We start from the raw sequence: 25,918 nt of genomic DNA, 5'->3' as shown, positions 1-25,918 counted from the left end.
CAAAGATTCTAGGGAGAATTCCCTTAAGGTCTGGTCTATAGTTCCCCAAAGTTTCATCTAAAAGATCAAAAGCATCATCGACCAATACTTTAATATTGTCCTGTTCTGCATGGTCTTGCAAAAATTGCCAGGTTGCTTTTTCTGGAATGATATACGTGTTTTTAGAAAGGTACTCATCGGGATCTTCCAACACGTAGTTTTGTTCTTCCACATCTTTTGTATAGTAATCAGAAGTGGTATCATTGAGCATATTTTTTAAGCTATCTCTTCGCAATTCATAACGTTCTGAAATATGCTTTAAAAATATGAGTGGTAATATGTAATCTTTATATTGGTTTTCAGCGACTGCGCCTCTGAGTTCGTTTGCAGCTTTCCATAACTCTTTTTCAAAGTTAATATCTGCTTTTGCTAGTTTTTTGGGCATTTAAAATATCGGGATATATATTAAGAATCTACTAAAACTTAAAAATAGTAAAATCATTGGATATAGAATTACGGTTTTCCATAATTATATATAATAGTTTGTATTGATGTATTGCTACACCTATAACTTCAAAAACGGAAGTGTACTTTAACAAAAAGACTGCCACGGCGCGCTCGCTTCTCCCAGTCACGCATCAAAAAAACAGTCAGTAAGGTACATTTTAGTATTCAAAACAAATCAGAAAACACTCCTTTCTCATACCTTTTCTCACCTCTAAAAAATAGATTTACAAGAAGAAAAACACCCAAAAACACTCTTCAAACCACCATTTTTTTCTCAAAAGCTATTCCATAAAAAAACCTGCCTAGGTTTTATACAAAACCACCGCAGGAAACAACAAAAAGCAACGGAGGTTTTTGGTAAAACCTCCGCTACTTTTTTTAATTTGGTAACTATAAAATTTGAATAAACTCTCTAGTCACCGTTGTTATTAATTTGAAATCTGATTACTTAGCTACTTATGCACTAATTTTTGAGTACGATAAGGTTTTTAGCATGTTCTTAATTTCTTTACCAGGACGATAATTGACTTTAGCACTTTTAATATTGCTAGCATTCACTTCCGCTGGCGTATCCGAAGGAGCACTACTGATAGACGTGGCAAATGTTCCAAGCTTTCCTAAATTAACACTTCTTCCTTCTTTCAACTCTCCTTGTATAACATTTACCAAACCAATGATAACCGCATAGATATCATTTTGACGAACGGTAGAACCATCAGCTACCAATTCTGATAGTCTGTCAATATCTACAGTTCCATCACTAATAGCGATTGCATAGCTTTTTGGAGTTGCTGCTAAGTCTTGCGGATTTTTCTTCTGAATTACTTTAAATTTTACTGGCATAATCTTTCTATTTTTTGTGTTCATACTATTTAAAAGTAAATCTCAGTAATTTTCTTTACACAAAAAGCATGAATAGTGGTTTAGCTTTAAAAATTCAGGCAAAACATCCGTATTGCATTCCAAATTTTCTTACGCATTTTGATCGTTTTATACTTTTGTATAGCAAATATAATATCCATGATGGTTTGTTCTTTCTCATTTACTGCTACAGTATGAATTCCCTTCTAAAAACAACCACACAAAAAGAAAATATATAAAATTGTTAGCGCTATCAAATGTTTTTCCTATTTTTAGTTGCCGAATCCATCTAAAACTAAATGCAAACCCACCAATTACTGACTCACATCCTAGAGAAGTCTAGTATATATCTAATCGTATTAGACAAAAAAGGTGTTATACAACAGCTAAGCAATTGTGCTACAGTAACTTTTGAAGCAAATGAAAGCTGTATTGGCAAATCCTTGCAAAACTTTGTGCTTGATTCGTTTACAGATACATTTCATACAATTATAGAAAAAGTTTTAAAAGGCGAAACGCTGTCAAATCAATATATAAAATTTGTACATACGACTTCCAATGAAACTCTAACATTACGCTTGGATTTTTCATTAGAAAACGAACATATTTTTATCGTTGGAAATGATGTTACAGCACAAGACAAGGAACGTCAAAAGCACCTAGAGCAGCTTCAAGAAAGTGAAGAAACTAAAAAATTAGCACTAAAAGGAATTCGTTCAGGTTTGTTTGATCATAATATTGAAACAAACTTGGTCTACTACAGTCCATCATTCCGAAAAATGCTAGGCTTGCCTTTAGTAGATGATTTTTTACCTGAAGAATCTTTCAGAAAAATGATTCATCCCGAAGATGTAGACGAAGCGTTTACTAGACATTTGGCGAATTTAGACAAAAAAACTGCCTACTATTTTAATCACTACCGATTGCGTCATTTAGACGGAGATTACCGCTATTATGAAGTATATGGATACTGTAAAAAAAACGCAGATGGAGGCACCACTCGCTTAATTGGAAACTTAATTGATGTAAACCAACGAAAGTTAAATGAACAAATGGTGCTCAAAAATCAACGACGTATGCGTGCCATGATTAATAATGGTTTTGTATATACTTTTTTGCTGGATTCGGATGGTAAAATTTTACTGACAGATGATGCTTCTGTAGCAATCATACAGAACGATTTTAATGTAAATCCATTAGAAACTTCGGTGCGTTTTATGGACGTTTTACCACTTAACTTTAAACATACATTTGCCGATTCGTTCAACGAAGCTCTCAAAGGAAATATCACTCGAAAAGAATTAGAACGCCTTATGCATCAAGGCAATTCGCAATGGTTGGAAATAAAATATACGCCCATTACGGATGTAAATGAAAAAGTAAATGCAGTGCTTATTACTGGATTGGATATTACCGAACGTAAAATTGCTGAAATTGCCATTAAACAAGCACACATAAAAGAACAAGAACTCAATAGTTTAAAAACAAATATTCTTTCAAACTTTAGTCACGAAATACGAACGCCGCTCAACGGAATTATGGCTATCAGTGAATTGTTAATTACGGAAGAAATTACCAAAGAACGTGAGAAACTCAAAAAATACCTGCACGACAGCAAAGATCGCTTGCTAGAAACCATCAATAACCTATCAAATTTTAGTGAAATAGAAGCCATCAAAACCAATTTAGATGTTTCAGTAGTGGATCTTAACTTTACAGTAGAAACGTCGTATCGCGAATATGATCATTTGGCAGAACTCAAATCGCTAGATTATAAATTGATATTGGATGAAAGTTCGCCCAAGGTTGAAATTGACGAACATCTATTCAGAACAGCATTCAACAACATCATTCACAATGCTATAAAATATACGCATGCTGGCGCAATTTCAGTCACAATTACTTGTGATGAAATACATAGCGAAGCCATCATTTCGGTAAAAGATACAGGTATTGGTATTGAAGCGGAAAACCTTGACAAAATATTTGATCCGTTTGTGCAAGAAAGCATCGGAATGGGACGAAAATATGAAGGAACGGGAATCGGATTAAGTCTGTCAAAAAGATATATTGAAATCCTAGATGGTAGCATAGACGTACAAAGTGAAGCCAGAAAAGGCTCAGAATTCATCATAAAATTACCCATTTGCACATGAACATTCTATACGTAGAAGATAACAAAGTCAACGCAATGGTGATGGACAAAATGCTTTCTAAAACAGATTCGCACGTAACCATTGCAGAAAATGGTATCAAAGCATTAAAAATTGTTGAAAATAATACACCCGATTTAATTCTGTTAGATATCAATTTAGGAAAAAACCAAATGGATGGTTGCGAACTTCTAAAAAGAATTCAAGCCTTACCAACACATAAAAATACGCCTATATTTGCGGTTACTGCGTATGCCATGCCTGGCGATGAATCGCACTTTATCAACCTCGGATTCAATCAATACTTTTCAAAACCAATCAACTTTCCTGCTTTGATCAATGCCATACATGCGGTAAAAATATCCAAAATCTAAACTCCTCATTTACAAACAGTAATTGCAAAAATTACGGCGAAACCGTAATCAAATCTAATAGGTTCTTCATACTTTAATGATCCAAAAACGATCTCATTATGAAAAAAAAGAATCTCAGCAACTTACAATTAAAGAAATTAACTGTTTCCAGTTTAAATCAATAAGCTGTCTCAGGTGGAACAATCGTCATAACATTTACCTTACGACGTCCATGTCCAATACGATTTACCAAAACTACATGTTCGGGAGCGGCAGAATGCAATTCAATGGATGTATGTACCGCAACCTTTTGTAAAACAAATGAATTTGATACAGAAACACGACCGCTTTGTTAAATCACAACTAAAAAATAAATTACCAAAACCATTATAAATCACACAATCATGAAAAAAAAGAAGTTAAAAAGCCTAAGTGTAAACAAATCAACAATCTCTAGTTTAAACAAGCGTGCCGTAAAAGCTGGAGCTGCTGCGCCTAACACAAATTATTTTGTATGTGGAACAGGACCAAACACAATTTTTACCTGTCCTACAGCATTTTGCACCATATTTTCACCTTGTGATGACTACAACTCAAGAAACCGTTGTAAAACAGTAGAAGTAGATCCAAACACACTTCCTATTTGTTAAAAAAACAAATTTACCAGAGAAAAGGAGCGAGCTGTCATGGTTCGCTTTTTTTGTTTTGGTTTTTGTAATCTTAAATGTAAAACAGAACTTCTTTAAAACGTCATTGCGAGGCGATAGCCGAGGCAATCTCATCCATATAAAAATCTAATTTTCCTTAGAAACAGATTGCCACGCGTTTTTAAAACGCTCGCAAAGACGTTTCAAAAAAAAGTCTAATCATCTCACAGCGAGTCGAATCTAAAAGACAAAGTCGATCTAAGAGATTTCCGCTTTAGCGGGAACAAGTCTAAAAGCAAAGCGCGTCTAAAAATCTAACAGCACACTGAGCCTGTCGAAATGAGCGATCCCAAAAAAATCCGTATCTTTACACATTGATGCAAAAATTTCTAAAACATACCAGCGCATTTGCTTTAGCACTTCTAGTGTTATGCTCCACATTTTCATTCACGATAAATGAACATATTTGTGGTGGCGTTCCTATCAGTTTTTCCATTGGAATGGAAGCTGAAAATTGTGGTATGGAATTAGAAACAACTGTTTCGGACGAAACGACCATGAAACAAGTTTCTTGCTGTGATGATGTTACAACGCTTGTTCAAGGACAAGACGAATTGCCAACACAACAAGACGTTCACTTCACTACACAAACATTCATCAAAGCGTTTGTTTACAGCTACATTTATGTACTTCCAAGTGCAGATCAAGAAAAAGTAGTCTACAAACCGTATGTACCGCCACCATTGATAAAGGACATACAATTACTTGATGAAACATTCCTAATCTGATTTTATACGTACCCAACTTTAGTTCCGAAGCATACTGCTTTCGGAAACCCATTGCTATGCAATAATTTAACTGAAAAAGCACGCATAAAAACAACGTTCATGCTCAACAAAAGCATCAAATTTTTAATACAACATAAGCTTGTCGCCGTACTCCTACTCGTTTCCATGATTGGTTTCGGATTGAGCACTGCGCCATTCAATTGGAATTTGGGCAATTTCCCTAAAAATTCCATTGCGGTTGACGCCATTCCTGACATTGGCGAAAATCAACAAATTGTATTTACCAAATGGCAAGGTCGCTCGCCAAAGGACATTGAAGATCAAATAACCTATCCGTTAACGACAGCGTTGATGGGAATTCCTGGTGTAAAAACGGTTCGAAGTTCATCCATGTTCGGATTTTCCAGTATTTATGTCATATTCAATGATGAGGTAGAATTCTATTGGAGTCGCAGCCGAATCTTAGAAAAACTCAACGCACTACCAAGTTCGTTATTGCCAGAAAATGTACAACCAACTTTAGGTCCTGATGCTACAGGCTTGGGACAAATATTTTGGTACACTTTAGAAGGTAGAGACGAAAACGGAAACGTAACTGGCGGCTGGAATTTACAAGAACTCCGTAGCATTCAAGATTACTACGTAAAACCTGCGCTTTCAAGTGCTGCCGATGTGTCGGAAGTAGCTTCCATTGGCGGATATGTACAAGAATATCAAATTGACATTCAACCAGATATCCTAAAAAAGTACAAGCTTACCATTGCGCAAGTTGTCAATGCTATTCGCAATACGAACAAAGAAATTGGCGCAAAAACACTAGAAATCAATCGTGCAGAATATGTAGTACGCGGATTGGGCTATGTAAAATCGATTGCTGATTTGGAAAACACACCAATCAAATCGGAAAGCTTTACGCCTATATTAATCAAAGATGTTGCAAAAGTCTATCTCGGTCCTGCGGAACGACGCGGAATTCTCGACAAAGAAGGCGCCGAAGTTGCTGGTGGCGTTGTCGTAGCTCGCTATGGCGCGAATCCGATGCAAGTCATCAACAATGTAAAAGACAAAATACAAACGATTGCCAATGGTTTGCCTACCAAAACTTTACAAGATGGACGCACGTCGCAATTGACAATTATTCCATTTTACGATCGCACGGAACTCATCAAAGAAACCTTGCATACGCTTGAAGAAGCTTTATCGCTCGAAATCTTAATTACGCTGCTCATTATTATAATAATGGTCTTCAATCTAAGAGCTTCGTTATTAATAGCAAGTATTTTACCTGTTGCGGTTTTGGTGGTTTTTGTTGCCATGAAACTCGGAAATGTAGATGCGAATATTGTTGCCCTTTCAGGAATTGCCATTGCAATTGGTACGATGGTCGATATGGGAATTGTCCTAATAGAAAACATTACGCGACATTTGGAAGAAGACACAGAAAACACACCGGTCAACAGCGTAGTTTACAATGCAACGTCGGAAGTTTCAGGCGCCATTCTCACGGCAGTATTAACAACCATCATCAGTTTTATTCCCGTATTTATGTTGGTTGGTGCCGAAGGAAAACTATTCAGTCCGCTTGCATTCACCAAAACGATGGCGTTAGTTGCGGCACTGATCATCACATTATTTATAATTCCTGCTTTGGCAGCTTGGATTTTTGGTTTAAAATCGACACGTAAATGGTTCAAATTATTACTGAATTCGGTGTTGCTATTGATCAGTATTTATGCAATTGTAAACGGAATCTACCTTGCAATTGCACTCTTGATTTTTGGTTTGACGAATATCTTACAGACACAGAAAATCATCACGCAAAAAACACAAAAACGAATTCATATTGTCACCGCAATTGCTACATTATTAATACTGCTCACGGTACATTGGCGACCTTTAGGCTACACAAATGCAATAGGAACTAATTTCATCTTTGTCACGCTGACGTGTGCAATTGTCATTGGAACGTTTATGATTTTCATCAAATATTACGAAAAACTATTGCGTTGGGCATTGGCAAACAAAATGCTGTTTTTAAGTCTGCCACTATTGATCCTTATTGCAGGAATTTCCATCTGGCAAAACACCGAAAAAGAATTTATGCCTGCCTTAGATGAAGGTTCATTCTTGCTCATGCCAACTTCATTACCACATGCCGGAATTGCGGAAAACAAACAAATTTTACAGCAATTGGACATGGCTGTCGCGAATATTCCCGAAATAGAAACCGTTGTTGGAAAAGCAGGTCGTGTAGAAAGTGCGCTCGATCCTGCGCCATTATCTATGTATGAAAACATTATTCATTACAAATCTGAATATATTTTAGATGCGAACGGAAAACCGCAACGTTTTAAGGTGAATGATGATGGTGAGTTTGTCACTTCGACTCCGCTCAGTGACCAAACTCCGCTCAGTGCACCAAATGAAACGAAAACGTCAGATCGAGTGGTGCAAGGAACGAGCGTTGTATCGAGATCTACTTTAAAGAACATAACCGCAAAAGACCTAATTCCAGACGAAAACGGCGAATTTTACCGTAATTGGCGACCGCATATACAATCGCCCGATGACATTTGGAATGAAATTATAAAAAACACCAAACTGCCAAGTATTACGTCGGCGCCAAAATTACAACCGATTGAAACGCGTTTAATCATGTTGCAAACAGGCATGCGTTCTCCGATGGGAATTAAGATTAAAGGACAAACTTTGGAGCAAATAGAAGCTTTTGGTTTGGAGTTGGAACAAATTTTACAAGAAATACCCGAAGTCAAAAAGGAAACAGTTTTTGCAGAACGTTTGATTGGAAAACCGTATTTAATTCTGGATATCAATCGCGAACAGATTGCTCGGTATGGTTTGTCTGTCAAAGCCGTACAAGATATTTTAGAAGTCGCTATTGGCGGAAAAATAGTGACGCAAACCATTGAAGGTCGCGAACGTTACAATGTGCGTGTGCGTTATCCGAGAGAATTACGTGCAAATCCGAATGACTTGGAAAACATATACATTCCGTTGCCAAACGGTTCCGAAATATTACTCAAAGAAGTCGTGACGATAAAGTATGAAAAAGGACCACAAATGATTAAAAGTGAAGATACATTTTTAGTCAGTTATGTACTGTTTAACAAGCAATCAGACATTGCAGAAGTGACATTGGTAGAAAAGTTACAAAAACTATTGAAAGAACGTATTGACAATGGAAGTTTGATTGTTCCAAAAGGCGTGAATTACGAATTCTCAGGAACCTACGAACAGCAAGTGCGTGCAGAAAAAACATTACTCATTATTGTACCAATTGTGTTATTGATCATCTTTTTAATTCTGTATTTTCAATTCAAATCGATTGCAACTTCACTCTTTATTTTTGGAGGAATTGCTGTTGCATTTGCTGGCGGATTCATTATGATTTGGTTGTACGGACAATCGTGGTTTCTCAATGTTGAACTCTTTGGAAGTAACTTACGCGATTTGTTTCAAATAGAAACCATCAACTTAAGTGTGGCGGTTTGGGTAGGATTTATTGCCTTATTCGGAATTGCCACTGACGACGGCGTTATTATGGCAACCTATCTGAAACAAAATTTTGCAAAGAAACTTCCCAATACAAAAGAAGCCATTCAAAATACAGTTGTGGAAGCTGGAAAAAAACGAATTCGTCCATGTTTAATGACCACTGCGACAACGTTACTGGCGTTACTGCCAATATTAACGTCTACAGGACGTGGAAGTGATATTATGATTCCGATGGCAATTCCGAGTTTTGGCGGTATGTTTATCGCACTGATTACCTTATTTATCGTGCCCGTTTTATATAGTTGGCATCAAGAAATTAAACTAAAAGCACAGAAAAATGAAGCATAAAATTGTATCTATATGTACTTATTTTTTGTGTGTTCATTTTATGAACGCACAAAGCTTGGAGAACTTTCTGGCGGAAGCCGAAAAAAACAGTTCCGAAATTTTAGCGAAGCAATTGCAATACGAAAGCGCGTTAGAAAAAGTGAATGAAGTTGGAAGTTTACCCAATACTCAGTTGGGTTTGGGCGTATTTGCACAAGCCGTAGAAACGAGAGTTGGTCCGCAAAGGGCACGCTTTTCGGCAAGTCAAAAATTACCTTGGTTTGGCACGCTTTCCGCGAAAAAGGAAAACGCTAAATTATTGGCAACGGCAAAGGAAAGCGAGATTGATTTTTTGAAACAACAGCTTTCGCTAAACGTAAAATTGGCATATTATGAATTGTATACCTTGCAACAAAAATACACGATTACGCAGCAACATCTTGAGATTTTAGACACGTATGAAAAGTTAGCATTGAATGAATTGGAAAACAATCGAACCGATATGGTAGACGTGTTGAATATTAAGATGAAAAAGAATGTGTTGCATCAACAATTCCAAACCATTTCGGAAGACATTCAAAGTCGAAAAGTACAGTTTAATTTATTGTTAAACAGACCGATAAACGACGAAATCCTGGTATTGGATTCGTTACAAATACAGGAAAAATCACTGTTTACGACCAATGAAACTATTGAGAACAATCCGAAGTTACAACAATTAAACGCAATGGAAAATGCCTTGCTGCAATCGGAAATTGTTGCCAAAAAAGAAGGAAATCCGTCGATAGGTTTCGGACTCGATTATGTGTTAGTGGCAGAACGTTCGGGAATTTCATTGCCCGATAACGGAAAAGATATTATCATGCCAATGGTAACGGTTTCAATTCCATTGTTCAACAAAAAACACGTTTCCAAACAGAAACAATTACAATTGGAGCAAGAAGCCATTGTGCACAAAAAAACAACGGTGAAAAATCAGTTGCTTATTGCCTTTGAACAAGCAAAAAACAAACTCAAAAACGCAAAAGAAAGCATCGCAACGCAAGAAGAAAATATTGTACAAGCCGATCAAGCCAAAGAAGTAATTTTAGCTGCGTACCAAACGGCAAAAATGGATTTTGAGCAATTATTAGCGATCGATCAATTGAAATTAGGTTTTGAATTGCAAAAAGTAAACGATTTGAATACCTACGTATCAAACGTTGCTATTATTGAATTTTTAATCGCGAAGTAAAAGAAAATGAAACAAACATATAAAATTAACGGAATGACTTGCAGCGGTTGCAAAAGCAAAGTCGAATATCTCTTAAATGAGCTGAATTTGGTCACTGCTGCAACGGTAAATCTAGAAACGGGAACTGTAGAAATTAACACAACTACTCTACTCGATGCTACAGCAATACAAGCTGTATTACCTGAAAAATATACCGTTTTAGAAACAGCAGAAAATATTTTTGAACAAAGGAAAACCGAAGAAAAAAGCGAACTCAAACAATTGTTTCCGTTGTTTTTAATCTTCCTTTACATTACCACAGCAAGTGTTTTAATGTACGCAACCAATTGGTCAACAGAAGGATTCATGTTGAGTTTTATGGGACTTTTTTATGTCATTTTTAGCTTCTTCAAGTTTTTAGATTACAAAGGTTTTCCGAAGTCGTTTCAAATGTACGATCCGCTTGCAAAATTACTTCCTGCATACGCATGGATTTATCCGTTTATAGAAATTACGCTCGGAATTATGTTCTTGTTTAAATTTCAAATTCCGATCGCATTAATCACAACCGTAATAGTTTTAGGAATTACCACAATTGGCGTCACCAAAGCGTTGTTGGACAAAAAAACGATTCAATGTGCGTGCTTGGGAACAGCGTTAAAATTGCCTATGACCAAAGCGACTTTCATTGAAAATTCCATCATGCTCATCATGGCAATTTGGATGTTAATCAACTTATATTTGTAATCAGATGAAAAAATACCTTATCTATATCGTTTTACTAATTGCGGGAATTCTCATTGGGAAATTTACCCTTTCGGGAGAACGTACACAAGCACATTCGCATACGGAAAAAACCATTGTGGAAACTACTTCGTGGACTTGCTCCATGCATCCTCAAATTATGCAACCTGAAGCGGGCGATTGTCCTATTTGCGGCATGGATTTGATTCCTGCGCAAGCAACTACTAGCGAATTATCATCGAATCAGTTTCGCATGACCAAAAACGCGATGGCTTTGGCAAATATTGAAACTATAAAAGTTGCCGAAGGAAGTGCTTCAAACTCAGCATTAAAACTCACAGGAAGCATTGAAGCCAACGAAAAAACAAACGCTACGCAAACGGCTCATTTTAGTGGACGCATTGAAAAATTATATGTAAACCTTACAGGAGAAGAAGTTAGAAAAGGTCAAAAAATTGCCTTGATTTATTCGCCCGAATTGGTTACTACGCAGCAAGAATTGTTAACGGCATTGCGCATGAAAGCTTCGCAACCTGCATTGTATAAAGCAGTTCGGAACAAATTAAAACTTTGGAAGTTATCTGAAAAACAAATTCAACAGATTGAAACCTCAAAAAAAGTGGCTACTCAGTTTCCGATTTACGCAAGTGTTTCCGGTATTGTCACAGAAAAATTGGTGGAAGAAGGCAATCATGTGATGGAAGGCGGCGCATTGTTTAAAGTCTCGAATCTGAATACCGTTTGGGCAAGTTTTGATGCATACGAAAATCAAATTTCAAGTCTAAAAAAAGGAGCTAATATTACCATTACTACAAACGCCAATCCGAACGAAGAACTTTCGGCAAAGATTACTTTTATTGATCCTGTATTGAACACAAATACGCGAACTGTTGCGGTAAAAGTTCAACTCAATAATCGTGATAAAAAACTAAAACCTGGCATGTTTGTCACAGGAATTTTGGACACTAAAGTTTCAAAAAGTGCCACACTTAGCATTCCGAAATCGGCAGTATTATGGACAGGAAAGCGTTCGTTAGTCTATGTAAAAAAAGATGCCAACGAACCCGTTTTTGAAGCAAGAGAAATTACTTTAGGAACCGCAAACGGAGAAAACTACGAAGTACTTTCTGGAATTAACGCAGAAGAAGAAATTGTAACAAACGGAGCATTTACGGTAGATGCTGCGGCACAATTGCAGGGGAAAAAATCCATGATGAATGCTTCCAAAGAAACTGCTGAAAATAGTACTATTACTAAAGAAATAAAAGTGAGTGCAGCATTCGAAAAAGCATTTCAGCCAAGTATGAAAGCGTATTTAGAATTAAAGGATGCTTTGGTAAAAAGTGATACCAAACTTTCCGCAGCAAAAAGCAACGCATTTAGAGAAGCATTAGAACAATTGACAATTGCACAACGAAAAGAAGCCGATTTGTATTGGGCGACATTACATAAAACTTCAAAAAGCATTAATGAAAACACGTCGATAGAACAACATAGAAAGAGCTTCCAAGTTATATCAAATCATATCATTGAATTGGTTCAGAATTTTAATAGTTTGGAAACACAATTAACCGTGCAATTTTGTCCAATGGCAAATAACAACAAAGGTGCTTTTTGGTTGAGTGCTGAAAAAGAAATTAGAAATCCGTATTTTGGCGACGCTATGTTAACTTGTGGCGAAGTAAAACGAATATTAAAGTAAGATAACGTGAAAACTGAAGGTAATTTAAAAGAAGTTGCAACCGTTTTTTTTAAGCTAGGTTTGATTGCATTTGGCGGTCCTGCAGCGCATGTTGCCATGATGGAAGATGAAGTTGTGACGAAACGAAAGTGGATGACACGCGAACATTTTTTAGATTTAATGGGCGCAACAAATTTGATACCTGGACCAAATTCGACCGAAATGACCATGCATTGTGGTCACGAACGCGCAGGTTGGAAAGGGCTTTTTGTCGCTGGATTTTCGTTTATTTTTCCCGCAGTTGTGTTTACAACTATTTTAGCGTATTTGTATGTAAGTTATGGTGAATTACCACAAATTGAACCTTTTTTATATGGTATAAAACCTGCGGTAATTGCAATTATACTTTCTGCTATTTATAAGTTGGGTAAAAAAGCATTGAAAAACTGGCAATTGGCTGTGATTGGTGTCGCAACCGTAATTGCTTCTATAAGTGGCATTAATGAAATTACAATTATTTTGGCTGGCGGTTTGATTGGATTGTTGTGGTTTGGTGTTCCAAAAATGGCGAATAAAAAACTCAATGTATTCACACCTGTATTTCTATTGTCTTCTGGAGTTGTGTTAACTAAAACGATTACAAATGCAAAACTGTTTTTCGTATTCTTAAAAGTCGGCGCTATTTTGTTTGGAAGCGGCTATGTTTTGGTTGCTTATTTAGACGCTGAATTGGTTGAAAAACTAGGTTGGCTTACAAAATCAGAATTGTTAGACGCAATTGCCATCGGACAGTTTACGCCTGGTCCTGTATTATCTACCGCATCATTTGTCGGTTATCAAATTAATGGAATTTGGGGCGCGGTAGTGGCTTCATTAGGTATCTTTTTACCTTCCTTTATTTTTGTATTAGTACTTAATCCGATTGTACCTAAATTACGAAAATCGAAATTGGCTTCTGGTTTTTTAGATGCTGTTAATATTTCGGCTGTCGGTATTATGATTGGAGTTACGTATCATTTATCAAAAGAAATCCTTATCAATTGGCAATCTATTACCATTGCAATCGTAAGCATGATATTAGTTTTTTATTATAAGAAACTCAATGCTTTTTGGATTGTAATTATTGGCGCCGTTTTAGGATACATATTATATCAACTATTTTAAATTTTTAAACAATGAGAAAAATAATTTTAAGCCTATGCGTAATTGCATCTTTAGCTGTTATTAGCTGTAAAGGAGAAGGCGAATCAAAAACAGGAAACGAAACAAAAGCACCTGTAACCAAAACAGCAGAAGGAAAACAGTTGTCAATGGCAAATTTTGGTGTGCGTGGAAATTGTGGTATGTGTAAAACAACCATTGAAAAAGCAGCTAAAAGCGTGGAAGGTGTTGCGGAAGCTACTTGGGACGTGAAAAAGAAAAGCATTGCAGTTTCGTATGACGAACATAAAATAAACGAAAAAGATATTCACAAGGCAATTGCTGCCGCTGGTTACGATACCGATCATGCAAATGGTGATAAAATTGCGTATAAAGGCTTACCGAAATGTTGTCAGTTTAGTGGTGACCAACCGATGAATCAGTAAGAAAATATTTAATGAAGTAGCTTTGGAAAAAGAATTCATATTCACCGAATTTATTGAACATATCTGTAGCCGACCTTTAATGTACTGTTTAGAAAGTACGTTCAATGAAGTTTCAGCATATATAAATGGGTATTCTTCTGCAAAAGAAACACCGATTAGGGGAACTGATTTTAACCGTTTTGTTTGTCTAAAAAATTCTTTTCCTCCAAATTATGTATGGATGTCCGTTATTAAAACTTGCACTAAAAATGATAATGAAGCAATAGCTTTAATGAAAAGTACTATTCTCGAATTTTGTGACTTAAAAACTCGAATGAGCAAAGATGAGTTAATGCAATATGCAATCAACAATGCAAACATTCAACAGGAAGGAGAACCTGAAAAAATATTTAGAAAATTTGATAGTGCACTTTTGAATGGAGATAAAGAAGTCATTAAATCTTTAATTTTAGATACTGAAAAAGCTGATTTGTTATGGAATGGAGCATACCCTAAAGATATTGCCAAACAATTAGATAATTTATCTAATAAGCAACCTATCAAAAAAATTTATGAATCAGAAGATGGAAAATCAATAAAAATAATTGCTGCAGGTTGGCCATTTCCTATAGAAATGACTCAAAAAAATAGTGAATGGAAAATAAATGTAGAAGAAATAATTAAGTTGAGAACTAATAAATAACTGTATATAAGTACCTTTACACCATGGAAAAATACGTATTATTAATTGCGGCTTTGTATGGCGCATTGGGAATTATTTTTGGTGCATTTGGCGCGCACGCATTGAAGAAAGTGTTATCAGATGATTTGTTGAAAAGCTTTGAAACTGGTGTAAAATACCAAATGTATCATGCAATTGTGTTGTTAGTGATCGGATTTCAGTTTTCGTTCACAGAAACGCTAGAAAAAAGCATTGCTTGGTGTTTTATTGCGGGAACGTTTCTGTTTTCGTTTAGTATTTACGGATTGTGTATTAGTAGCGCAAAAGGCAAGAAACTACGCTTTTTAGGCCCAATTACGCCACTTGGCGGATTGTTGCTGGTTATCGGCTGGATTTTATTGGGTATTTCGTTTTTATAATTTTAAGCATTGTACGAACGGCGCAACTCAGGCAATGTCTTGTTAGAAGTAATCAATCCGTTGATGTAATGATTGCGTAAATCTTCCAAATCGTCATGCGGAATGTATTTTGCCCATTTGGTTTCGGTTGCAATCGTTTTTAGTTGTCGCAATACTTTGCGTGTATCACCCGCAGTTCTTAAAATGTATGTCGAATTGTATGCTGGTTCGTTTTTATGAAAGTATTCGTATGTATGTGTGAATTCACTTTTTTGGATGAAATACAACTTCTCTACTTCATTATCTTTATAAAAACTTGTCCATTTTGCAAAGCCTACTTTTGCGCCATTTTGAGTGGTTGAATCGTCTGTTTGCAAACGCCATCTACAGGTTGCAGCACGTCCCCAATGCGCAGAAACACGATACACACCTTCATTTGTATAATAATATTTACTACCAGATTTACTTGTAAAATGTGGTCTTTTATCTTTTACAGATTGAAAGTCAACTGCTTTAAAAACACAATAGGTGTTTCTGAAAAAGTTTTGTTTATGATAATTTAATTTCGTCACTACGTTGTAATGTGTATTTTTGCCAAAGTTACAAAATGCAATGCGATGTTTGAAAGTGCAAAAAAATAAGTTTGGCACAATAAGTGGAATGAATTGCGTTAGTACTAAAGAATAAACAATTTAACAATGAAGAACATGAAAAAGATTGTATGTCTATTAATGGTAACATTTTTGTTTCAAACCGTTGCCAATGCACAAAAATCCCCTTTTAAAGATGGTGAAAAGCTTGTGTTTACTGCATCGTACAAAATGTCTGGTTTTTTAACGGATTTGGCGCAAGTAACCATGGAAACCTCTGAAGTAAAAACTTCGTCTAATAACTTATATCATTTTAAATGTCGCGCAAGCACGTTTAGAAAGTATGATTTTTTCTTTAAAATTCGTGATGTATATGAATCGTACGTAAGTAAATCTTCATTAGTGCCTGCATTGTATAAAAGAGATATTCATGAAGGTAGTTACAAGAAGAAAATGAAGTATGTATACAATCATAAGAAAAAAATTATTAAAAGTCAGCAAACAAAACGTAGAGCAGACGGTACGGATTGGGTTGTAAATAAAAGCTTTGGTTTCAGTAATGGTGCTATGGACGTTATTTCGACTTTATATAATGTTCGTAATTTGCCTATTGAAAATGCAGCTACTGGCGACTCGAAAGTATTCAAAATTATATTCGACAAAGAAGAAACCGCTGTAACTTTAAAATTTGCAGGTAAAGAATCTATAAACGTTGCTGCTTTAGGACAAAAAGAATGTTATAAACTAAAGATTATTACGAGTGGCGACTTTTTAAAAGCCGCTACAATTTGGGTAACTGCAGACGCAAACAAAATTCCTGTAAAAGTAGAATTTACCATTCCAATTGGAAGTGGAATGCTACAATTAACGGAAGCATCTGGACTTGCAAACTAATCACATTAAAACCAAAAATATAAATACCATGAGAACGTTTTGTATCATTTTAGGAAGTATTGCTGCTGTATTGGGCTTTTTACTTTCGTTTTTTGTAGACAATTTTGCCTACATTCCTATTGTTTTAGGACTCATTTTAGGCTTTATTGCCTTGTATGTTTCAAAAAGAAACGGATTGCGAGAAAATGTTCCAAAATTGATTATTGCTTTGTCTTTTCTGGCAGCAGCCATTACAACCATGAATTTGTTTAGAGAAAATGAGGTGGCGGATGATGTAAAACAAGCTTCCGAAAAAAATAAAGAAGAAGAGAAAAAAGACATGGAAGACCTCGAAGGAATCGAAGGATTAGAATAAATATAAAAAATTATAAAAAAGTCTATCTATATCATAAAGGATAGACTTTTTTATGGGCATAATTTGAGGATTTGCTATTATTTTAAGAAATCTATAACATAATAAAAAGTTGATTTCAATACCTTTGCGGCTCTCAAACTAATTGTATGAAATGCGCTTAACAATTCCATCCTACGAAGATTGTTTATGGCGAATTCCATCAAAAAATAATAATTTAAAAATTAATACATGAAAAAACTACTTTCACTTGCACTTATAGCTGTTGTAGGATGTGGTACAAATCAAAATACCGCAGAAAAAAAAGCGGAAAGAAATTTAGATCCTGTTCCTTACGGAAATACTATTACAGAAGCTGAGTTGAAAACACATTTGTACACGTATGCTTCTGACGAATTTGAAGGTAGAGATACTGGTGCACCTGGACAAAAGAAAGCTGTTGCCTATTTAAGAGATGAATACAAAGGTTTGGAAATTCCTCCAGCACAAAAAGATGGTAATTATTTTCAAAATGTACCGTTACAGAAAGGAAGCGAGTTAAATGCTGACATGACCATTAACGGAAAAGCATATAAATTTGAAGACGATTTTTTAGCTTTTACTGCGCAAGAAAATGGTACTATTAAATTTTCGGAAGTTATATATTTAGGATACGGAATTGATGATGAAAAGTATTCTGATTATAAAGACATGGACGTAGAAGGAAAAATTTTATTGTTTAAAATGGGTGAACCTGCAAATGCAGATGGTACATTCCTTCTTTCTGGAACGGAAGAAAACTCAAAATGGGGAAATGTAAGACAAGGTGCTTCTGCAAAAATTTTAGCAGCAAAAGAACGCAAAGCAAAAGGTGTTTTATTTTATGTTGATGAAATGTATTCGCGTTACAAAATGCAGTTAGGTTTCATGAAAAAGAATAGTAGAGTCGCTCTTAAAGGCGAAAAAACACCGTTTTTCTATTATGTAATTAATGAAAACTTAGCAACAGGATTGCATCCTACTATTGCTACAGATGCCAAACCATTTAGCATACAACTTGATGGTACTTTGGTAAATAAAGACAAATCAAACGATATAAATTCTGAAAATGTTGTGGCAATTATTAAAGGATATGAAAAGCCAGAAGAATATATTGTCATCTCTGCGCATTTAGATCACGAAGGTGTAAAAGATGGTAAAGTTTATAATGGAGCTGATGATGATGGATCTGGAACTGTTGCCATTTTAGAAATTGCGGAAGCGTTTAGAAAAGCTGAAAAAGAAGGAAATGGTCCAAAACGTTCTATTGTATTTTTACATGTTACTGGAGAAGAAAAAGGATTATTAGGTTCAAAATATTACACAGACAATCCTATATTTCCTTTAGAAAATACAGTTTCAAACCTTAATATTGATATGATTGGACGAATTGATCCAAAACGTACAGAAGGCGATCGTAATTATGTATATTTAATTGGTTCTGACAAATTGAGTACAGAATTGCATAATATTTCGGAAGAAGTGAATAAAAAGTATGCAAATGTTGAGTTAGATTATACATATAATGATGAAAACGACCCAAACCGTTATTACTATCGTTCAGATCATTACAACTTTGCAAAAAATGACATTCCTGTAATTTTCTATTTCAACGGAACACATGACGATTACCACCAACCGTCAGACACGCCAGATAAAATCAACTATGATTTATTGACAAACCGTACGCGTTTGGTTTTTTACACTGCGTGGGAATTGGCAAACAGAGACCAAAGAATTACCGTAGATAAACCTACGAAAACAAAATAAGAGTTTGTACTCACTAAAAAAAGCTTCCATTTTGGAGGCTTTTTTTATGCCAAAAAATTAATTGATAAAATTTTGTGCTGTCTTTACAAATCTATAATTAGTATCATACACAAACTTTACAATATGATCGGTTTCTAACTGAATAAAAGTAAACTCATACGTTGACGAAGTATTCCGAAACCCTTGAAATAATATTCCAGGATAATCTTTATACGGCGTGTATGGCATTTCAAATTCATTTTCGACACTTACTTGTAAAAATTGCATGGTTTTTTCGCAATAATTTTCTAGCGAAAAATTCATTTCTTTAAATGCACCTGTTATGTTGTAAATAAAAATTTCGTTCGCAACCTTATCACAAATACGAAACTTCTCTGCAAAGACTTCCGAAGAAATTATTTTCGCACATAATTTCTCTTCCTCACTTAACGAAGATGCATCTTTACAGGAAAGACACAACATAAATAGTCCTAAAAACAGCTTTTTCATACACTAAAAAATAACCCCGTAAAATTACGTGTTTCTTAAAGATACGTAATTGTTCTCTTAAAGAAACAAGCGTTAACATATACTTTTATATCTCAATAATAAAACCTTACCCATTATGAGTTTAGATATAAAAATTACCAACAATAGCGGAATTGCTTCAACTGATGTACATTGGATTTGCTTCGGATTAGATAGCGATCCAGGAACAAGCTCGCCAGATTGGTGTTATGTTGATGTAGATAGTAGTGGAAATGCTTCCTTAAAGAAATTTACAAAAGGACAAGATTGCTCTAAATTATTTAACACTGTAGATGCATTGAGTACTTTTAACGGCTTACCAAAAATGTGGTCAGGTCAATTTTTATTCTCTTTCAAGCAATTGCCAAAGGTATTTAATATTGTTACTGGTGCACAAAATGGTTTAGGTGTACAAACGCCACCATTTACACCAGGAACTGCAGATGCCGACACTTTATTTGTTGTGGTAGAATTTACGAATATTGGATCGGATTTATATGCCGATTGTACACTTGTAGATTACTTCTCTGCGCCTGTTTCTATTGAAGTTATAGGGAAAACAACCAAAACAAACGGAATTATGAAATCGACTAGTACGCGTGATTCTATTTTTAGTGAAATTAGCGCACTAGGAAAACCTTGGAGTAATTTGGTAATGAAAGACGCTACTGGAACTAATATTCGTGTACTTGGGCCACAACATGCTGTTCAAACTACAAGTCCTAACTTACTTTCTCCAAAAATTTATGATGCATATATTGATGCATGCTGGAAAAATTTCACAACCAATACACTAACTGTAAAATGTCCAACTTTTGGCACATATACAGGAACTGTAAATACAAATAGTGAATTTGTATTTACACAAACAGGAAAAGCAGATGTAATTGTTCAAAAACCTGCCGCTGGAGATGCGTATGATATTTTTGGTTGTGTAGGCACTTTAAACGCACCAAACAAAACGGCATTAGGAGAAATTGCGGCCATTTTAGGTGCTTCATTAAACAGAACCATCTTAAGTACAACGGCAAACGACACACAACCAAATTGTGATATCTCTGAATTTTATAAAATACAAAACGGAGTTACTAACGAATATGCAAAAGTAGTACACGACAATTATAAATCAGGAATTTACGCATTCCCGTTTGATGATGTGTGTAGTACGGACAGTCCACTAATTCAAGTTAGTGCTGCAACAAACTTTAATATTACATTATCCGACTGGAGCTAACAACTACCTACCATTATTATTTACAATGTTAAGAAGCAAGCTGAAAAGTTTGCTTTTTGCTTTTATGATAATTCATAGATATCTTTTGTAAGAAATAAGAATGTACTACATTTAAAAACCGAAGCATAATCCGATTCAAAACCGATGAAAACCAAGATATATACTTTCTTTTTGTGTATTTGCAGTACTTTAGTATTGCAAAACTGTGTCGCAGTATTAACGCCTACGCCTACGCCAATTAACGACGAACCTATTCTCACAGAAATTCCTGTTATCATTGAAGGTACCTATGAAATTAACGATTCAGATGTATTTAGAAGAAGTCCACTAAGAATAGGAAAACAATACCTAGATTTTAAAATTGTAGATGACACCAAACTTTTAGTCAAAGAATACTACAGTTTTACAGCAGAAGATTTACAAAACGACAGTATTTCTAAATATTACACACTAAAAGAAGACATGCTCGTCTACTACAACGAAACATTGTACAAACGACGTGAAGAATTGATTGCTAAAAATTCAAAAAATCCTGAAAGTTTACATGCAAACGAACGCAAAGAGTTAAAAAAATTAGATCTTAAATTTGAAAACGGAAGACTCAATGCTATGTTTTCAGTACAAGATGCAAACAAAAAATACGAATATGATGTACATCTTTTATACGAATTGGATTTGGCTAAAAGTCAACTCATCACCTATGCTAAAGAAGGAAATGTAGAAACGCTAAAAGCTGTTTTAAAGAAAAATGAAAACGCCTATTTTATAAATGTTTTTAATAAAAAACTGTCGCGATGGAGTTCAATTATTATTGAAGAAAAAGAGAACGCGATTAGCATACAAATCATCAATCCGAAAAATATTTATCAGAATAAAGCGCAGTACAAAAGTTTGGCGAATCTACAACCTGAGCAAGAAAATCGGCAAATACTTATTGATCCGTCAAAAGAACAATTTGAAGCTTTACTCAAAGATCCGAAGTTTTTAATAGAAATTGCCAGACTTCACAAAACGCAGCAATCAGTGTTTGCATTTGTTGATGATATTTGGCTTCCCATCATCATTATCATCGCGTTATTTCTTATATTTTTAGGTGTACGAACCTATAAAGTCCTTAAAAGCTAAGTGTTTTCAAAACTGTCAACGCAACGAATGAACGTTTTTTACATCTAAAAGATATGACCGTTTAGCGCTACTATAGCAATCGATACACATTTTTTAGTTATGTTTACAATATGTCAAGAGCCTTTCTTTGTATTTTTTTACTAATAACTTTTTTTGCTTGTCAAAAGAAGTTAGATACTGCAAACGTCATAGAAAACGTGATTTCGTTTCAAAAAAAAGCACAAAATACCACGCTAGATTCTACTGTATATTATCTTAACAAAGCAGCTCAATTAATTCAGCGACATTCATTTATTTCCGATTCGCTTCAAGCGGAAAACAAACTTGCTTTCGGATTGTATTATCGTGCTAAAAATGAAATAGATACAGCGGTTTCTTATTTTTATGAAACAACTAAAATACCGCAAAACACAGCCATAAACGCAAGACACTTTTACTATTATTATGTTGCTTTTGAAACGTTTAAAAACTTAGGGAAACATGGTGATTGTTTGGCTTTGATAGCTGCATTTAAACAAAAAATAAATTTGGAAAAAGAGCCGTTAAATGCTGGGTATTATTATTTCTTTTTGGAAGAAATTTACAATGCAACCTATGAATTTGAAAAAGCACTCAATGCAAATGAAAAACGCATTCAAATCATTGCGGAAAACCCTAATTTAAAATTGACCAATCATCAAGAATTACTGAATCGGTATACCATTTTAGACAATCTTAATCGTACTGATGAAGGTGTTAAAATACTTGATGATCTTATTAAAAAGGATTCGCTCTTAACGCATGACTTAAAACGACAAGTATATTCGACACGCGGTATTTATGATTTTTATCAGAACGATTTCAAAAGCGCTATTAAGAACTATAAAAAATCGCTCGAAAATGTAAAACTTTTGACTTTTTTTGATAAAAATGAACTCTTATCAAATAGTTATGCAAACATTGCAGAAGCGTATATTATTGAAAAGGACTTTGACAAAGCACGCAAATATTTAGATTCTGCCAAAGGACCAAATTTTGAAAAACTACCAAGCAATTACCAACGAAATATTTTAAAATACCAACTTCGATTGGCAAACGAACAAAACCAATCAACTGCAACTGTTGAAGCTGAATTAGATCGTTTATTAGACAATCAAAATAAAGCCTATCGTAACAAATACGAATCTGAATTATTAGCCTTAAAAGAAGCAGCCGCAAAAGAAAAATTACTGTTTCAACAGCAACAAAATACTGAATTAAAAAACATACGTTTGCGCAACGGTTTATTTTTACTATTCAGTATTTTATTTTTAAGTATTTTTGGTGGAATGCTCTATTATCGCAATAAAAAACTACGTTTTCAACAACGGCATTTACAAATGCAACAACGTTTGCTGCGCAGTCAAATGAATCCGCATTTTACTTCAAATGTCCTCTACTCTATTCAAAATACCATCAAACACAGTAAAGAAGATGCAAAAAAACATTTACTCAAATTTTCGCGATTACTTCGGTTAATTTTAGAAAATTCTACCCAAAACTATCTTCAGTTTGACAAAGAAATTGATGCGCTCAAAAAATATATGGATTTTCAATTGTTGCGTTTTCCTGAAAAATTTCAATATGAATTTCATTATGAAAATATGTACGAAGACGAATTGGTTTTTATTCCGCCAATGTTACTACAACCTTTCATTGAAAACAGTATTGAACACGGCTTTTCCACGTTGGAAAATAAAGGTTTAATTACACTTCATTTCACAAAAAAAGAAACCTATATTTTATGTAAAATAAGTGATAATGGAAATGGTTTTACAGAAGATAAAAATACGTTCAAGAATTCCACTTCTATCAAATTAATTCGCGATTTTTTAAAAAAAGCAACCAAAAAAGATATTTCAATTCAGACAAATTCAGCTTCAAACACCGGAGTTTTAATTACCTTAGCAATCCCTTATAAACTTTCCGATGAAAATTAAAACACTTATAATTGACGACGAAGCTGCCATTCGCAATGACTTAAAAATGCGTTTACAAGAACATTTTAAGGAAGTCGTTTCGGTTGTTGGTGAAGCTTCTAATGTAGCGGAAGGAATTGCACAAATAAAAACACAAAAACCCGATTTAATTCTCCTCGATATTCACTTAGGTGACGGAACTGGTTTTGATATTTTGATGGAAATTCCAAACAAAGATTTCAACGTAATTTTCATCACTGGATTTGACAATAACGCTATCAAAGCCATTAAAGTTGGTGCTTTAGATTATATTTTAAAACCTGTAGACGAAGATGAATTTACAGAAGCCATTGAAAAGGCAATTGCGTTAAAAAGCGAAGAAAATCATTTGGACAAACTCATTGAAGTTTCTCAAGATTTTTTTGAAGGTGTCAAGGAAAAAAGAGTCATTCTAAAAACGTCAGACGCAGTATATGCAGTGTATGAAAAAGATATTTTATACTGTCGTTCAGATGGAAATTACACCACATTCTATACACAACAACTCGAAAAAATTATGATTTCTAAACCTATGAAAAAGGTGGAAGAATTGTTATCTCCTGACTTGTTTGTGCGTTGTCATCAATCGTATGTTGTCAATAAAAAACACGTATTAAAGTATGACAAAAACGGTGTTCTTATTGTACATGTTGACATCAAAATCCCTGTTTCGAGTCGTAGAAAAGACTATACACTCGAAAAAATATTTTCCTAAATAAAATACACATTTGAAATAACTCCTTACGTATTTGAACAAAAGTCATACAGTTATCATTTGATTTGTATGTAATGGCGAATTAGTAGTATTTTAGAAAAAAACACACTTAAACATATTGCATTATGAAAAAAATAGTATTCACATTGTTATTGCTCGTTTTTGTGCTTTCTTGTCAAAAAGAAACACTACAAACTGAAGCAGAAACAGCAACAGAAATCACTCCTAAAAGTTTTAGTTCTACAGCTGACCAATACAGCCAACGAGAAATACTCGAAATCAATTTACAGTGGACTGCATACATTGCGGGAAGTGTATTACGAAATAGTCCAGAAGCACAGAACGAAGTAGCTGCGTTACTTCAAAATGGAAATAACAGCATTAAATTACATGAGCTTTTAGATAATAATACAGCATTTGCAAATAAATTTATTGAACGTACAAACTGGTATTTATTAATAGGATGGCCAAATCATGATAAAACACGTCCAAATCCGCCACCACAAGGAATAGATGGTGGTGGACATTCATCTTTAACGGGATTATTTATCAATTACTTACTGTATGAAAATTGTATTGAATTATACTTCCCGAAATCAATGAATTATACGGGGAATTATACGATTACAACAACAGGACATCCAATGAATGCAACTGATAATTTTAATGAAGGAATTATTCGCCATTACACTCCGTTAACCGTGAATACAAATGGAACCTTGTTATTTTCTACAACACACCAAGTAACTGTGAATGATGCGTACGTTCAAAACTATGACAATATTATTATTGCGCGTCCATATAGAACACTACATTCAGAAATTGAAGGTACAGACTGTTTCTACTCACAATACGATGATATTTCAGATTTTACAGATTTCTTAGATTAAGAAACTCATTTTCAAATATTTAAAATCCGCTTACAACAACTGTAAGTGGATTTTTTTATGCTTTTTTTTTATGAATTACGAATTTGAATTAAACAGATACGCTTATGAATTTACTATTGTTTAGAGCTGTTTGTATGTGCATCTTTACCATGTAAGGCAGTAAAAACTACTGTTTCAAATTTAACTTAAACTATAATTAGTATGAAAAAAAAGAATCTTAAATCGTTAAAATTGAACAAATACAATGTCTCAAGTTTTAATATCGAAAAAATTAAAGGTGGATCACTCTTATATGCATGCAAATCGAATCTTTGTACTGGATTAGCCGGTACATGTTGGGATTTACCAGGACCTACAATGTGGTGCGATTAAGTATTATTAAGAACTAAGTAATGGTTAAAAAAATGATTATTGTTTAGTTTTTTTCAAAAAG

Annotated in this window: 24 protein-coding genes; 20 read left to right on the top strand and 4 right to left on the bottom strand. The window is 34.6% G+C overall.

The window, feature by feature from the left end:
• Together AB8B65_RS08945 and AB8B65_RS08940 are read right to left on the bottom strand one after the other, a co-directional pair.
• Positions 1-424, bottom strand: a 424-nt coding sequence (locus AB8B65_RS08945; protein WP_405300601.1) for a type I restriction-modification system subunit M N-terminal domain-containing protein, incomplete at its 3' end; no start/stop codon positions are given.
• A 518-nt stretch (positions 425-942) separates the two neighbouring features.
• Positions 943-1,329, bottom strand: coding sequence for an HU family DNA-binding protein (locus AB8B65_RS08940; RefSeq protein WP_405300599.1), 387 nt, complete (start codon positions 1,327-1,329; stop codon positions 943-945).
• Positions 1,330-1,646: 317 nt separating this feature from the next.
• On the opposite strand from AB8B65_RS08940, the gene AB8B65_RS08935 reads away from it, so the two are divergent.
• The 12 genes from AB8B65_RS08935 (at position 1,647) to AB8B65_RS08880 (ending at position 15,435) form a co-directional block, all read left to right on the top strand.
• On the top strand, positions 1,647-3,503 hold the full coding sequence (locus AB8B65_RS08935; protein ID WP_405300598.1) for an ATP-binding protein: 1,857 nt from the start codon (positions 1,647-1,649) through the stop codon (positions 3,501-3,503).
• Positions 3,500-3,874 (top strand): response regulator, encoded by a 375-nt coding sequence (locus AB8B65_RS08930; RefSeq protein WP_405300597.1) that lies wholly within the window; start codon positions 3,500-3,502, stop codon positions 3,872-3,874. Before AB8B65_RS08935 ends, AB8B65_RS08930 begins: the two co-directional genes overlap by 4 nt.
• 383 nt (positions 3,875-4,257) lie before the next feature.
• Positions 4,258-4,503, top strand: a complete 246-nt coding sequence (locus AB8B65_RS08925; protein ID WP_405300596.1) for a hypothetical protein — start codon at positions 4,258-4,260, stop codon at positions 4,501-4,503.
• Between the two features lie 374 nt (positions 4,504-4,877).
• A complete protein-coding gene (locus AB8B65_RS08920; RefSeq protein WP_405300595.1) occupies positions 4,878-5,288 on the top strand; it encodes an HYC_CC_PP family protein in 411 nt (136 codons plus the stop codon).
• 99 nt (positions 5,289-5,387) lie between these two features.
• Entirely contained in the window at positions 5,388-9,152 is a 3,765-nt protein-coding gene (locus AB8B65_RS08915; protein WP_405300594.1) for an efflux RND transporter permease subunit, read from the top strand.
• The gene (locus tag AB8B65_RS08910; protein ID WP_405300593.1) at positions 9,142-10,365 is read left to right on the top strand and encodes a TolC family protein; all 1,224 of its coding nucleotides are present in this window, start codon (positions 9,142-9,144) and stop codon (positions 10,363-10,365) included. Before AB8B65_RS08915 ends, AB8B65_RS08910 begins: the two co-directional genes overlap by 11 nt.
• Positions 10,366-10,371: 6 nt before the next feature.
• Positions 10,372-11,091: a heavy-metal-associated domain-containing protein gene (locus AB8B65_RS08905; protein WP_405300592.1), complete on the top strand. Its 720-nt coding sequence runs from the start codon at positions 10,372-10,374 to the stop codon at positions 11,089-11,091.
• 4 nt (positions 11,092-11,095) lie between these two features.
• Complete coding sequence (locus AB8B65_RS08900) at positions 11,096-12,790, top strand: efflux RND transporter periplasmic adaptor subunit (RefSeq protein WP_405300591.1); 1,695 nt, start codon at positions 11,096-11,098, stop codon at positions 12,788-12,790.
• A 6-nt stretch (positions 12,791-12,796) separates the two neighbouring features.
• Entirely contained in the window at positions 12,797-13,933 is a 1,137-nt protein-coding gene (gene chrA / locus AB8B65_RS08895; RefSeq protein WP_405300589.1) for a chromate efflux transporter, read from the top strand.
• Positions 13,934-13,944: 11 nt separating this feature from the next.
• Positions 13,945-14,355, top strand: a complete 411-nt coding sequence (locus AB8B65_RS08890) for a heavy-metal-associated domain-containing protein (protein WP_405300587.1) — start codon at positions 13,945-13,947, stop codon at positions 14,353-14,355.
• A 22-nt stretch (positions 14,356-14,377) separates the two neighbouring features.
• Positions 14,378-15,037, top strand: coding sequence for a hypothetical protein (locus tag AB8B65_RS08885; RefSeq protein ID WP_405300586.1), 660 nt, complete (start codon positions 14,378-14,380; stop codon positions 15,035-15,037).
• A gap of 23 nt (positions 15,038-15,060) precedes the next feature.
• Positions 15,061-15,435, top strand: a complete 375-nt coding sequence (locus AB8B65_RS08880) for a DUF423 domain-containing protein (protein ID WP_405300585.1) — start codon at positions 15,061-15,063, stop codon at positions 15,433-15,435.
• Positions 15,436-15,437: 2 nt separating this feature from the next.
• Here AB8B65_RS08880 and AB8B65_RS08875 read toward each other — a convergent pair whose 3' ends face one another.
• A complete protein-coding gene (locus AB8B65_RS08875; protein WP_405300584.1) occupies positions 15,438-15,986 on the bottom strand; it encodes a hypothetical protein in 549 nt (182 codons plus the stop codon).
• A gap of 126 nt (positions 15,987-16,112) precedes the next feature.
• On the opposite strand from AB8B65_RS08875, the gene AB8B65_RS08870 reads away from it, so the two are divergent.
• The 3 genes from AB8B65_RS08870 (at position 16,113) to AB8B65_RS08860 (ending at position 19,038) form a co-directional block, all read left to right on the top strand.
• On the top strand, positions 16,113-16,898 hold the full coding sequence (locus AB8B65_RS08870; protein WP_405300583.1) for a DUF3108 domain-containing protein: 786 nt from the start codon (positions 16,113-16,115) through the stop codon (positions 16,896-16,898).
• Between the two features lie 28 nt (positions 16,899-16,926).
• Positions 16,927-17,253, top strand: a complete 327-nt coding sequence (locus AB8B65_RS08865; protein ID WP_405300582.1) for a hypothetical protein — start codon at positions 16,927-16,929, stop codon at positions 17,251-17,253.
• 228 nt (positions 17,254-17,481) lie between these two features.
• Complete coding sequence (locus AB8B65_RS08860) at positions 17,482-19,038, top strand: M28 family peptidase (RefSeq protein WP_405300581.1); 1,557 nt, start codon at positions 17,482-17,484, stop codon at positions 19,036-19,038.
• Between the two features lie 57 nt (positions 19,039-19,095).
• On the opposite strand, the gene AB8B65_RS08855 is transcribed toward AB8B65_RS08860, so the two are convergent.
• Complete coding sequence (locus tag AB8B65_RS08855) at positions 19,096-19,527, bottom strand: hypothetical protein (RefSeq protein ID WP_405300580.1); 432 nt, start codon at positions 19,525-19,527, stop codon at positions 19,096-19,098.
• A gap of 115 nt (positions 19,528-19,642) precedes the next feature.
• On the opposite strand from AB8B65_RS08855, the gene AB8B65_RS08850 reads away from it, so the two are divergent.
• From AB8B65_RS08850 to AB8B65_RS08830, 5 genes are all read left to right on the top strand, one after another.
• A complete protein-coding gene (locus AB8B65_RS08850; RefSeq protein ID WP_405300578.1) occupies positions 19,643-20,779 on the top strand; it encodes a beta-1,3-glucanase family protein in 1,137 nt (378 codons plus the stop codon).
• Positions 20,780-20,923: 144 nt separating this feature from the next.
• A complete protein-coding gene (locus tag AB8B65_RS08845; RefSeq protein WP_405300576.1) occupies positions 20,924-21,904 on the top strand; it encodes a hypothetical protein in 981 nt (326 codons plus the stop codon).
• Positions 21,905-22,101: 197 nt separating this feature from the next.
• The gene (locus tag AB8B65_RS08840; protein WP_405300575.1) at positions 22,102-23,862 is read left to right on the top strand and encodes a histidine kinase; all 1,761 of its coding nucleotides are present in this window, start codon (positions 22,102-22,104) and stop codon (positions 23,860-23,862) included.
• Entirely contained in the window at positions 23,852-24,595 is a 744-nt protein-coding gene (locus AB8B65_RS08835) for a LytR/AlgR family response regulator transcription factor (protein ID WP_405300574.1), read from the top strand. The genes AB8B65_RS08840 and AB8B65_RS08835 overlap by 11 nt, the downstream gene beginning before the upstream one ends.
• A gap of 125 nt (positions 24,596-24,720) precedes the next feature.
• On the top strand, positions 24,721-25,485 hold the full coding sequence (locus AB8B65_RS08830; protein ID WP_405300572.1) for a hypothetical protein: 765 nt from the start codon (positions 24,721-24,723) through the stop codon (positions 25,483-25,485).
• Positions 25,486-25,918 lie beyond the last annotated feature (433 nt).

The organism is Kordia sp. (assembly GCF_045105435.1).
In the GTDB taxonomy this organism is placed as follows: Bacteria; Bacteroidota; Bacteroidia; order Flavobacteriales; family Flavobacteriaceae; genus Kordia.
Note: the sequence above shows the minus strand (reverse complement) of the source record. Positions and strands in the feature narration are given on the sequence as shown.